Here is a 12,874-nt window from a genome sequence, read left to right on the forward strand (position 1 = left end):
CGCCAGCCATGCCTATAATGATCAACTGCCTGCAACTGCCAGCGGCTGCCAGTTGTCCAAGGCCAGATCATGCATCAAGGAAACCCTTCGCAATGGCGTATTACCGTACCCCCCATGATGTGACGACGCTGCCAGCCTGGCAGGCGCTGCAACAACACCGCGACGCCATGCAGGATTTCAGCATGCGCGACGCCTTCGCGGCCAATCCGCAACGCTTCGATCAGTTCTCCCTGAGCAGCTGCGGGCTGTTTCTCGATTACTCGAAAAACCTGATCAACGATGAGACCCGCAAGCTGCTGGTCAACCTGGCCACCGACGTCGACCTGGCAGCAGCCATCAAGTCGATGTTCAGCGGCGAGATCATCAACGCCTCCGAAGGCCGCCCCGTACTGCACACCGCCCTGCGCCGCCCGGTTGGCGACAAACTCAGCGTCAACGGCGTCAACGTGATGCCCGAAGTGCACAAGGTACTCAACCAGATCACCGAGCTGGTCGGCCGCATTCATGACGGGCTGTGGCGCGGCTACAGCGAAAAACCGATCACCGACGTGGTCAACATCGGCATCGGCGGCTCGTTCCTCGGCCCTGAGTTGGTTTCCGAAGCCTTGCTGCCGTACGCCCAGCGCGGCGTGCGCTGCCACTACCTGGCCAATATCGACGGCAGCGAATTCCACGAGCTGTCGGCCAAGCTTGCGGCCGAGACGACCCTGTTCATCGTTTCGTCGAAGTCGTTCAACACCCTCGAAACCCTGAAGAACGCCATGGCCGCCCGCACCTGGTACCTGGCCCAGGGTGGCTCCGAAGCCGAGCTGTACCGTCACTTCATCGCGGTCTCGAGCAACAAGGCCGCAGCCGTCGCGTTCGGTATCCGCGAAGAAAACATCTTCCCGATGTGGGACTGGGTTGGCGGGCGTTACTCACTGTGGTCGGCGATTGGTTTGCCGATTGCGCTGGCCATCGGCACGGCCAACTTCAAGGAGCTGCTGTCGGGCGCCTACACCATGGACCAGCACTTCCAGACCGCGCCGTTCGAGCAGAACATGCCGGTGCTGCTGGCCCTGCTTGGCGTCTGGTACGGCAACTTCTGGGATGCGCGCAGCCACGCGATCCTGCCGTACGACCATTACCTGCGCAACATCACCAAGCACCTGCAGCAGTTGGACATGGAGTCCAACGGCAAGAGCGTGCTGCAGGATGGCTGCCCGGCGCCAACCGCGACCGGTCCGGTGATCTGGGGCGGCGTTGGCTGTAACGGCCAGCATGCCTATCACCAGTTGCTGCACCAGGGCACCCAACTGATCCCGGCCGACTTTATCGTGCCGGTGGTGAGCTTCAACCCGGTGGCCGACCATCACCAGTGGCTGTACGCCAACTGCCTGTCGCAGAGCCAGGCACTGATGCTCGGCAAGACCCGCGAAGAAGCCGAGGCCGAGCTGCGTGGCAAGGGCCTGAACGAAGCCGACGTGGCCAAGCTGGCACCGCACAAGGTCATCCCTGGCAACCGCCCGAGCAACACCCTGGTGGTCGAGCGGATCAGCCCGCGTCGCCTCGGCGCGCTGGTGGCGATGTATGAGCACAAGGTGTTCGTGCAGAGCGTGATCTGGGGCATCAATGCCTTTGACCAATGGGGCGTCGAGCTGGGCAAAGAGCTCGGCAAAGGCGTGTACCAACGCCTGGTCGGCGCTCAGGAAGAAGCCGCTGAAGACGGCTCCACCCAAGGCCTGATCAATTACTTCCGCGGTCGTCACCGCGGCTGATCAAGCCCTGCTGCAAGCCCCGGCGCGGGGCCAGCTTGTCTCCTGCAGTAGCGTTCGATTGAGCGGTACTGCAGGGGGCAAGCTGGCCCCGCGCTTTGCATTGCGCCGGCAACCCCGGAGGAACACCCGCGCCGACTACACTGTCCATCGAATAGCCGTTGCACTTCATCCTGCCTTGCGCGCCGCGGTGAGGTGCAGTCCCTTGCCACGACAAGAGCAGGACCACCCGCCATGTTCGATCTCAGCAAGTATCCCACCGCCCTCGCCGTCAGCCAGGCCGCCGAGCTCAGCGCCGACGACTATCAACGCCTCTATCGACAGTCGATCGATGACCCGGACAGCTTCTGGGCCGAGCAAGCCAAGCGGCTGGACTGGATCAAGCCCTGGAGCAGCGTGCAACAGGCCGACCTTGCCAGCGGCGATGCCAAATGGTTCGCCGGCGGCAAGCTCAACGTCAGCTACAACTGCATCGACCGCCACCTGGCCAAACGGGGTGAGCAGACCGCGCTGCTCTGGGAAGGCGACGACCCCAAGGATTCGCAGGCCATCAGCTACCGCGAGCTGCACCGCCAGGTCTGCCGCCTGGCCAACGCACTGAAGGCGCGCGGGGTGAGCAAGGGCGATCGGGTGTGCATCTACATGCCGATGATCCCTGAGGCGGCTTACGCCATGCTTGCCTGCAGCCGCATCGGCGCGATCCACTCGGTGGTATTTGGTGGCTTCTCGCCCGACGCCCTGCGCGACCGCATCCTGGATGCCGACTGCCGCACGGTGATTACCGCTGATGAAGGCGTGCGGGGCGGCAAACGTGTACCGCTCAAGCAGAACGTCGACAAGGCCCTGGCCAGCTGCCCGGCCGTCAGCAGCGTATTCGTGGTGCGCCGCACCGGTGGTGAAGTGGCCTGGGACAACCAGCGCGACCTCTGGTACCACACCGCCACCGAGCTTGCCGGTGACGAATGCCCACCCGAGCCGATGGATGCCGAAGACCCGCTGTTCATCCTGTATACCTCCGGCAGCACCGGCAAACCCAAAGGCGTGCTGCACACCACCGGCGGCTATCTGCTGCAGGCCGCGATGACCTTCAAGGTGGTATTCGATTACCGCGACGGCGAAGTGTTCTGGTGCACCGCCGATGTCGGCTGGGTCACCGGCCACAGCTATATCGTCTATGGCCCGCTGGCCAACGGGGCGATCTCGCTGATGTTCGAAGGCGTGCCCAACTACCCCGACAGCTCGCGTTTCTGGCAGGTCATCGACAAGCATCAGGTGAATATCTTCTACACCGCCCCTACCGCCCTGCGCGCCCTGATGCGCGAAGGCCCAGGTCCCTTGCAGGACACCTCGCGGGAAAGCCTGCGCCTGCTCGGCAGTGTCGGCGAGCCGATCAACCCGGAAGCCTGGGAGTGGTACTTCCATCAGGTCGGCAAAGAACGCTGCCCGATCGTCGACACCTGGTGGCAGACCGAAACCGGCGGCATCATGCTCAGCCCGCTGCCGGGCAATGGGCAGATCAAACCGGGTTGCGCCACCCAGCCGATGTTTGGCGTGCAACCGGTACTACTCGATGACAAAGGCGCAGTGATCGACGGGCCAGGTTCGGGCCTGCTGGCAATCAAAGCCAGCTGGCCGGCGCAGATCCGCAGCGTCTACGGCGACCAGCAACGCATGGTCGACACCTACTTCAAGCCCTTCGCCGGCTACTATTTCACCGGCGACGGCGCCCGCCGCGACGCCGATGGCGACTACTGGATCACCGGGCGAGTCGATGACGTGATCAACGTCTCCGGCCATCGGATCGGTACGGCAGAAGTGGAGAGCGCGCTGGTGCTGCACGACGGCATCGCCGAGGCGGCCGTGGTCGGCTATCCGCACGACCTCAAGGGCCAGGGTATCTATGCCTTCGTCACGCCGATGAATGGCGTGAGCGCAGACGACGCCCTCAAGGCTGAACTGCTGGCGTTGGTCAGCAAGGAGATCGGCAGCTTCGCCAAACCGGAGATGATCCAGTGGGCACCGGCCCTGCCCAAGACCCGCTCGGGCAAGATCATGCGGCGTATACTGCGCAAGATCGCCTGCAACGAGCTGGACTCGCTGGGTGACACCTCGACCCTGGCCGATGCCAGCGTCGTGCAGGGCTTGATCGATACTCGCCTCAACCAATAGCTAGAGGTGGCCCATGGCGGGCTGCCGCGCATTGCAGGTCGCCATGGAAGCCTTACGCCGTCGTATCGAAACCCAGGTCATGAGCCTGACTGGCCTGGCCCTCGGCCAGCTTGACCTGGAGTCACCCAAGGGTGACCCCGGCCTGTTTGGCCCCGACAGCGTCAGCTGGCAGGTCCACGGCGACTTCCCGAGCATGCTGGTCGGCGGTATCAGTGCCTTGATGCTGCAACTGCTGCACCCGCTGGCCCTCGCCGGGGTGTGGGATCACTCCAACTTTCGCGAAGACCTGCTCGGGCGCCTGCGCCGCACCAGCCAATTCATCTCCGGCACCACCTTTGGCTCGACCCGCGACGCCAACTGGTTGATCGAGAAGGTACGCACCATCCACCTCAGAGTCGTCGGCACCGCCGCCGATGGCCGGCCTTATGCCGCCAGTGACCCGGACCTGCTGACCTGGGTGCACGTTGCCGAAGTCAGCAGCTTCATGGCCGCCCACCTGCGTTACCGCAACCCGCATCTGGCGCAGTCTGATCAGGACGCGTACTACAACGAAATCGCCCTGATCGCCGAGCGCCTCGGCGCGCGCGACGTGCCACGCTCCTGTGCGCAAATCGAGGCCTACCTGCAACGCATGCGTCCGCAGTTGCACTGCGATGCGCGCAGCCTGGAGGTGATCGATATCCTGCTCAAGGCACCGGCGCCAAGCCGCTTGGCAGCCCCCGTGGGCAAGCTGATGCTGCGGGCAGGCATCGAACTGTTACCAGGCTGGGGCCGGGATATGCTTGAGCTGCAGCAAGGGCCGCTGAGTCGGCGCTTGATCCGGGCAGGTATCGAGCGCACCGCGCCAGTCCTGCGCTGGGCCATGCGCGACAGCTCGGCGCACCGCGCGCGGAGGCGAATGGGCATCGAATAAGGTAATTCGGCTGATTCTGCGGAACCGATGTAACGTGCCATACTCCAAGCACTCCCGCTCGGACAGACGATGCTGCACATGCCCAAAGGATTGACTCGCGCCCTCGGCGCCATGCTGGCCCTCGTGGCCTTGTACAGCCTGCTCGGCTTCTTCATCCTTCCAGGCATTGGCCTACGCATTGCCAATCAACAGCTGGCCCAATACGCGACGGTGCCGGCGCAGCTGCAACGCATCGAATTCAACCCGTTCAGCCTAGAGCTGACCCTGTGGGGTTTGCAGGTCGGCGAGCCGGGCAAAGAGCAACTGGGTTTTGAGCGTTTGTACGCCAACCTGTCGCTGGACAGCCTGTGGAGCGGCGCCCTGCACCTGGATGCAGTGGAGCTGGACAAACCGCGCAACGAAATCCTCTTCGGCAAAAACGGCAGCCTCAACCTGACTCAGCTGTTCAAACTGCCGCCCAGCGAAGCCAAGCCAGACGAGCCAGCCAGCGACCCGTTCCCGCTGCGTATCGGCAGCATCAAGCTCACGGAAGGCTACCTGCACTTCCAGGACCTGCGCCCGAGCGAGCCGATCGAGTTTCTTTACGACTCGATGAATTTCGAGCTCAAGAACCTCAGCACCCTCCCCGACGACAGCGCCGACATGACCTTGGTCGCCATCGGCCCCGCCGGTGGGCGGATCGATTGGAAAGGCACACTCGGCCTGGCGCCGATCAGCTCGCAAGGCACCCTGAAAATCACCGACGGCAACATGAAGGCGTTCTGGCCTTACGTGCGTGACGCGGTGCCGCTGGTACTGGAAGAAGGCGTGATCAGCCTCGATACCCACTACACGCTCAACCTGTCGAAACAGACCGAGCTGCTGCTCGACAACACACAGGTACGCATCGCGCCGTTCGCCATCAAGGCACCGGACGGCAGGCAACTGGCGCGGCTGGCCAGTCTCGAAGTCAGCGAAACCTCGATCGATCTGGCCAAGCAACTGGTCACCGTAGGCAAGATCCGCAGCAGCAAGCTGGAGACCTGGGCCGCCTTGGAAAAAGACGGCCAGCTCGACTGGCAGACGCTGTTCGCCAGCCAGCCAGCCAAAGCTACCCCCCAGGAGAAAGCCGAACCTGCCGCGGCCGAGCCGACAGCGCAGGAAAAAGCAGCCGCCGCGCCGAGCAAGCCGTGGCAAGTACTGCTCAAGGACGTTCAAGCGCGTGATTACATGATTCACCTGGCAGACCGCAGCCAGAAAGAACCGGTCACCCTGGATGTCGGCCCGCTCAACCTCGACATGCAGGGCTATGACAGCCTCAACAAGTCGCCGTTTACCCTCAAACTGGATACCGCCGTCGGCAAGCAAGGCAAACTGCAAGCCTCCGGCCAGGTCAACCTGGCCCCGGTCACCGCCAAGCTCGATGTCAGCACCCGCGACATCGACCTGCGCATCGCCCAGGCCTACATCAGCCCGTTCATTCAGCTTGAACTGCGCAGCGGCATGCTCGCCAGCGAGCTCAAGGTCGATCTGCAAAATACGGCGCCGCTGGCCTTTACCGTCACCGGTACCGCCACCGTCAACCAGTTGCATACCCTCGACACGATCAAGGACCGCGACTTCGTCAAATGGCAGCAGCTCGACCTCAATGGGTTGTCATACGTGCACGGCGATGCGCTGACCATCGACCAAGTCAAGCTGCTGCAGCCATATGCGCGTTTCATCATCAACGAAGACCGCACCACCAACGTTGATGACCTGCTGATTCCGCAGCCAGCCGGTGCTACCAAAAGCACCGCAGAAAAACCGGTGACTCCTAGCAACAGCAAGCCACTGGGCATTCGTATCGGCAAGATCGACATCAACGACGGCTCGGCCAACTTTGCCGACCTGACCCTGACACCAAACTTCGCCACAGCCGTGCAGCAGCTCAATGGCCAGGTCGGCACCATCGACAACCGCCAGCCAGCGCCGGCCAAGGTCGATATCAAGGGCAAGGTCGACCGCTATGCACCGGTCACCATCAAGGGCGCGCTCAACCCGTTCAACCCAATGGCCAGCCTGGACATCGCCACCAGCTTCAAACGCGTCGAGCTGACCACACTGACGCCCTACTCCGGCAAGTTTGCCGGCTTTCGCATTCGCAAGGGCCGGCTCAACCTGGACGTGCACTACCTGATCACCAATGGCCAGCTCAAAGCAGAAAACAAGCTGGTGATCGAGCAACTGCAACTGGGTGAGAAGGTCGACAGCCCCGACGCCGTCGACCTGCCGATCCGCCTGGCGGTGGCGCTGCTCAAGGACACCGACGGCACCATCTCGATCGAGCTGCCGGTGACCGGCGACCTCAACAACCCGCAGTTCAGCGTCATGCCGATCGTTTGGCAAACCCTGCGCAATCTGGTCCTGCGTGCCGCCCAGGCGCCGTTCAAGTTCATTGGCGGGCTGGTCTCCGGCGGCAGCTCGCAGGACCTGGGTACGGTCGCGTTCAGCGCCGGCTCCAGCGACCTCAGCGGCGATGCCCAAGCGGCCCTGGACAAACTGGCGACCGCGCTCAACGAACGCCCTGAATTGCGCCTGGAGATCGAAGGCACCAGCGCCCAGACCAGCGATGGCCCGTTGATCGCCGAGCAGCGCCTGGAGCGTGAGTATCAGTCGATCTGGTACAAGATCCTGCAGCGCCGCGGCGACAAGGTGCCGGCCAATGCGTCGATGCTGGTGGTGGATGCTGACGACAAGCCGGCGATGCTCGAAGGTATCTACCGCACCCGCCTGAAACAACAGCCGCCTGCTGAATGGCAGCAGCTGGGGCGTGAAGAGCGTAGCGCCAAGCTGCGTGAGGCGGTGATCAAGTCCTGGGCCGAGAGCGCTGCGCTGCTGCGCCAGTTGGGCCAGGCGCGGGCCGGTAATATCAAGGATTACCTGGTCGACAAAGGCAAGTTGGCGGATGACCGGGTGTACTTCATCGATACCACGCTGGGCCAGGCCGAATCGGATGGGCGCGTGATCACGCCGATGCACCTGGATGCTGAATAAGCGTCTGCATTGAGCGCAACAACGAAAAAGCCCCGGCATGTGCCGGGGCTTTTCGTTATGCGTTGGCCAGATCCATCTGGCCTGCGCAGCAATCCTTATTCGGCTTTCAGACCAGCAGCCGAGACGTCTTTAACGCCTTTGATAGCCTTGGTGATTGCTACTGCACGCTCTTTTTGCGAATCGGTGACTTTCACATCGGACGACAGCGAAACTACGCCTTGATTGGTTTCGACTTTGATATCGCCGCCTGGGATGCCTTTCTCGGTCAGCAGATCAGCTTTGACCTTGGTGGTGATCCAGGTATCGGAGCCATCTTGCTTGGCGCTGTCGACAGTGTTGGCAGCCAGCATAACTGGAGCCTGAACGGCTTGCTGAGCGAAAGCAGCGTTAGCCATGGTCAGAGTCAGAGCGGTAGCAGTAGCGGCAGCAATAGCGAACTTCTTCATACGGGTCACTCCTGTTGTCGAAAGGTCTGCGCCGAGTCAGTTGGCGTCAGATGAATAGACTATTGCAGGGGCTGTGCCAACTTTTCAAAGGCCATAAAACCAATATAAATCAGTAACTTATCAATTTGCTGGAATCCACTCTCTCGTGCATTTTGCAAGCCGGAGCAAATTCCTGCATGCAAGATGCATGTACCCCAGAGTTTTCGCTATCTCGAAATGGGCGCGGAAAATGTAGGAGCGGCCTTGTGTCGCGAAAGGGCTGCGTAGCGGCCCTACGATTTAGGCAACGCCGCAGAACTGCCGGGGGCGCTGCGCACCCCTTTCGCGACACAAGGCCGCTCCTACACGGGGCAGTGTTTGACAAATAAAAAGGGCCTCTGTGTGACCCATCGCGACCCAAGATCGCAATGGGCCGCACAGCGGCCCCTATGCGCTGAACATCAGCGCAACCCCAAAGGGTTTATTTCATACCACTACAGCTGGCTTAAACGCCGGAAGCCTTGGCTGCCGCAACGTCTTTGATCGACAGCTTGATACGGCCGCGGTTGTCCACGTCCAGTACCAGTACTTCAACCTCTTCGCCTTCTTTCAGCACGTCGGTGACCTTCTCTACGCGCTCATTGCTGAGCATCGAGATGTGCACCAGGCCGTCTTTGCCAGGCAGGATGTTGACGAATGCGCCGAAGTCGACGATGCGCTCAACCTTGCCGACGTAGATCTTGCCGATCTCGGCCTCGGCAGTGATACCCAGGACGCGCTGGCGAGCTGCTTCAGCGGCTTCTTTGGTTTCGCCGAAGATCTTGATCGAGCCGTCGTCTTCGATATCGATCGAAGCCTTGGTCTCTTCACAGATACCACGGATGGTCGCGCCGCCTTTACCGATAACGTCACGGATCTTGTCGGTGTCGATCTTCATGGCGATCATGGTCGGCGCGTTGGCCGACAGCTCGGTACGCGAAGTACCAATGATCTGGTTCATCTGGCCGAGGATGTTCAGGCGCGCTTCCAGGGCCTGGCCCAGGGCGATTTCCATGATCTCTTCGGTGATGCCGTTGATCTTGATGTCCATCTGCAGCGCGGTAACACCTTTGGCGGTACCGGCTACCTTGAAGTCCATGTCGCCGAGGTGGTCTTCGTCACCGAGGATGTCGGTGAGGATGGCGAACTTGTCGCCTTCCTTGACCAGGCCCATGGCGATACCGGCAACTGGCGCCTTCATCGGCACACCAGCGTCCATCAGGGCCAGGGAAGCACCGCAGACCGACGCCATCGAGCTCGAACCGTTCGACTCGGTGATTTCCGATACCACACGGATGGTGTACGGGAACACGTCAGCAGCAGGCAGCATGGCCTGAACCGAACGACGGGCCAGACGGCCGTGACCGATTTCGCGTCGGCCAGCACCACCCATACGACCACACTCACCTACCGAGAACGGTGGGAAGTTGTAGTGCAGCATGAACGGGTCTTTCTTCTCGCCTTCGAGGGTGTCGAGCAGCTGAGCATCACGCGCAGTACCCAGGGTCGCAACGACCAGGGCCTGGGTTTCGCCACGGGTGAACAGTGCCGAACCGTGGGTCTTCGGCAGAACGCCGACTTCGATGTTCAGCGGGCGTACAGTCTTGGTGTCGCGACCGTCGATACGTGGCTTGCCGTTGACGATGTTTTCGCGCACGGTGCGGTATTCGATTTCGCCAAAGATTTCTTTGACCACGGAAGCCGAAGGCTGGCCTTCTTCACCGGAGAACTTGGCGATCGCCTGATCACGCAGCTCGCCCAGACGCGCATAGCGGTCGGCCTTGACGGTGATGGTGTAGCCCTGCGAGATGCCTTCGCCGAATTCAGCGCGGATGGCGTTGAACAGCTCGGTGTTGGCAACGGCTGGTTTCCAGTCCCAGGTCGGCTTGGCAGCTTCGGCAGCCAGCTCTTTGACAGCCTGGATGACCGACTGGAATTCGTCGTGGGCGAACAGTACGGCGCCCAGCATCTGGTCTTCGGTCAGCTCTTTGGCTTCCGATTCAACCATCAGCACAGCGCTGTCGGTACCGGCTACGACCATGTCCAGGCTCGAGGCAGCCAGTTGCTCGTAGGTTGGGTTCAGCAGGTAGCCGGTGCTTTCATGGAAGGCAACACGGGCGGCGCCGATCGGGCCTTCGAACGGGATGCCGGAGATTGCCAGGGCAGCCGAAGTACCGATCATCGCAGCGATGTCCGGATCGGTTTTCTTGCTGGTCGACACGACGGTGCAGACAACCTGCACTTCGTTCATGAAGCCTTCTGGGAACAGCGGACGGATCGGACGGTCGATCAGGCGCGAGGTCAGCGTCTCTTTCTCGGAAGGACGGCCTTCACGCTTGAAGAAACCACCAGGGATCTTGCCAGCGGCGTAGGTTTTTTCCTGGTAGTGCACGGACAGCGGGAAGAAGCCTTTGCTTGGGTCTGCGTGCTTGGCACCGACCACGGTCACCAGCACGGTGACATCGTTATCGACGGTGACCAGGACTGCGCCGGTGGCCTGACGGGCAATGCGGCCCGTTTCGAGGGTAACGGTCGATTGACCGAACTGGAATTTCTTGATTACCGGGTTCACGGTTTCCTACCTTTTCAATGGCTCTGGGGGAACTGGTTTCTTGCGAATTCTTGGGCAGAACGGGGAATCGGCCCCATTGACCGTCCAGATACAACTCGAGGCTGGGAGCCTGGTTGCCGGGCGGATAAACCGCTCGGCAACACCAGGCTGCCAACCTCGAAGATACGCATGACGAGCCCGTCGGCAACGCTGAAGCAGCGCTGCCAAAGCTTGCGACCCGCCACGCCCACCACTAGCCAGGCCGCTATTAGCGACGCAGGCCCAGACGACCGATCAGGGTGCTGTAACGGGTGGTGTCTTTGCCCTTCAGGTAGTCCAGCAGCTTACGACGCTGGTTAACCATACGGATCAGGCCACGACGCGAGTGGTGGTCTTTACCGTTGATCTTGAAGTGACCTTGCAGTTTGTTGATGTTGGCAGTCAGCAGTGCAACCTGCACTTCTGGGCTACCGGTGTCGCCGACGGCTTGCTGGTAGTCGGTAACGATTTGTGCTTTTTCTTCAACGCTGAGGGCCATTTGGCATCTCCAGTTAAACGGATCCCGCAAGCGGGGTCCAATAGGCCAGGGACGAACCCTGTATTAATAAAAGAGCTGTGACCGTGCCTACTGACAGCCACCCTCGTGTCTTGCGCTGTCGGCTCATGCCGGCAACGCAAGTATCGGTCATTCCGACCGAATCAAGCGACGTGGCGCAACGCGCCCGTCTTCGCTCACTTCACCGATACCGATGAAGCGACCATTGTGATCCTGCACCCGGACCATGCCGAATTGCGGCGCATCCGGTGCACGTACTGCCTGGCCATGCAGCCAGTAGAACGAGCTGTGCTCTGACAACTGCACCACAGGCCAGTCGAGCAGACCGCTGTCGGACGGCATCAGGAAGCGATCGAGCGCTTCGTTGCCACCGTCGGCGTGGGCTTGCTCGAGCTCTTCGAGCGTCACTGTCTGTGCCAGCTCGAAGGGCCCAGCCTGGGTCCGACGCAGCTCGGCAACATAAGCGCCACAGCCCAACACTTCACCGATATCCTCCACCAGGGTGCGGATATAGGTGCCTTTGGTGCAATTTACCGTCAGACGCGCACGGGTGCCTTCGCACTCGAGCAGCTCCAAGCGGTTAATAGTAACAGAACGCGCCTCGCGCTCCACTACCTCTCCCGCACGGGCCAGTTTGTACAAGGGCTGGCCATCACGCTTGAGGGCCGAGTACATCGGCGGTATCTGGCTGATCGGGCCGCGAAATTGAGGCAGGGCTGCCTCGATGTCGGCGCGACCAACGGTCACCTCACGGGTCTGCAGGACCTCACCTTCGGCGTCTGCCGTGGTGGTGGTCTGCCCCATCTGCATGACAGTTTCGTAGCCCTTGTCGGAATCGAGCAGGTACTGCGAAAACTTGGTCGCTTCGCCAAAGCACAGCGGCAGCACGCCACTGGCCAGTGGGTCGAGGCTGCCGGTGTGACCGGCCTTCTCGGCATTGAGCAACCAGCGGACCTTTTGCAACGCTGCGTTGGAGGTAAACCCCAACGGTTTGTCGAGCAGGATGATGCCGCTGACGTCGCGGCGGATTCGTTTGACCTGGGCCACCGATTACTCCTTGGTGTCCGGCTCGACGGGATCCTGGTGCTGGCGGTCTTCTGCCACGGCACGCTCGATCAGTGCCGACAGGTGAACCCCGCGGCTGACGCTCTCATCGTAATGGAAGTGCAGTTGCGGCACGCTGCGCAGCTGCATCGAGCGGCCCAGGTGCAGACGCAGGAAGCTCGCCGCGTTGTTCAACGCCTTGACCGACTGCTTGACCGCATCAGGTTCCTCTTCCTGGCCCATGACGGTGATGAACACCTTGGCATGGCCCACGTCGCGGCTGACGTCGACGGCGGTGATGGTCACCAGGCCGACGCGTGGATCTTTCACTTCACGGCGGATCAGCTCGGCAAGCTCGCGCTGCATCTGATCGCCAATGCGTTGGGTACGGCTGTATTCTTTTGCCAT

9 protein-coding genes are annotated in these 12,874 nt (G+C 61.5%); 4 read left to right on the forward strand and 5 right to left on the reverse strand.

The genetic code is table 11. From position 1 onward, the window contains the following. The first annotated feature begins 92 nt into the window (after positions 1-92). The 4 genes from pgi (at position 93) to CXQ80_RS20195 (ending at position 7,851) form a co-directional block, all read left to right on the forward strand. Entirely contained in the window at positions 93-1,757 is a 1,665-nt protein-coding gene (gene pgi, locus CXQ80_RS20180; RefSeq protein ID WP_101322148.1) for a glucose-6-phosphate isomerase, read from the forward strand. 231 nt (positions 1,758-1,988) lie between these two features. Beyond that, entirely contained in the window at positions 1,989-3,923 is a 1,935-nt protein-coding gene (gene acs, locus CXQ80_RS20185; RefSeq protein WP_101322149.1) for an acetate--CoA ligase, read from the forward strand. A 43-nt stretch (positions 3,924-3,966) separates the two neighbouring features. Then, positions 3,967-4,836 (forward strand): oxygenase MpaB family protein, encoded by an 870-nt coding sequence (locus tag CXQ80_RS20190; protein ID WP_101323109.1) that lies wholly within the window; start codon positions 3,967-3,969, stop codon positions 4,834-4,836. Positions 4,837-4,914: 78 nt separating this feature from the next. Beyond that, on the forward strand, positions 4,915-7,851 hold the full coding sequence (locus CXQ80_RS20195; protein WP_101323110.1) for a DUF748 domain-containing protein: 2,937 nt from the start codon (positions 4,915-4,917) through the stop codon (positions 7,849-7,851). Positions 7,852-7,946: 95 nt separating this feature from the next. Here CXQ80_RS20195 and CXQ80_RS20200 read toward each other — a convergent pair whose 3' ends face one another. The 5 genes from CXQ80_RS20200 to rbfA all read right to left on the reverse strand — a co-directional run bounded on the left by CXQ80_RS20200 (position 7,947) and on the right by rbfA (position 12,874). Beyond that, positions 7,947-8,297 (reverse strand): BON domain-containing protein, encoded by a 351-nt coding sequence (locus CXQ80_RS20200; protein ID WP_101322150.1) that lies wholly within the window; start codon positions 8,295-8,297, stop codon positions 7,947-7,949. A 484-nt stretch (positions 8,298-8,781) separates the two neighbouring features. Then, complete coding sequence (gene pnp, locus CXQ80_RS20205; protein WP_101322151.1) at positions 8,782-10,887, reverse strand: polyribonucleotide nucleotidyltransferase; 2,106 nt, start codon at positions 10,885-10,887, stop codon at positions 8,782-8,784. Between the two features lie 247 nt (positions 10,888-11,134). Further along, positions 11,135-11,404, reverse strand: coding sequence for a 30S ribosomal protein S15 (gene rpsO, locus CXQ80_RS20210; RefSeq protein ID WP_101322152.1), 270 nt, complete (start codon positions 11,402-11,404; stop codon positions 11,135-11,137). Between the two features lie 147 nt (positions 11,405-11,551). Further along, a complete protein-coding gene (truB, locus tag CXQ80_RS20215; RefSeq protein ID WP_101322153.1) occupies positions 11,552-12,469 on the reverse strand; it encodes a tRNA pseudouridine(55) synthase TruB in 918 nt (305 codons plus the stop codon). Between the two features lie 3 nt (positions 12,470-12,472). Then, positions 12,473-12,874 (reverse strand): 30S ribosome-binding factor RbfA, encoded by a 402-nt coding sequence (gene rbfA / locus CXQ80_RS20220; RefSeq protein ID WP_101322154.1) that lies wholly within the window; start codon positions 12,872-12,874, stop codon positions 12,473-12,475.

This window comes from Pseudomonas sp. 02C 26 (assembly GCF_002843585.1).
GTDB lineage: Bacteria > Pseudomonadota > Gammaproteobacteria > Pseudomonadales > Pseudomonadaceae > Aquipseudomonas > Aquipseudomonas shirazensis.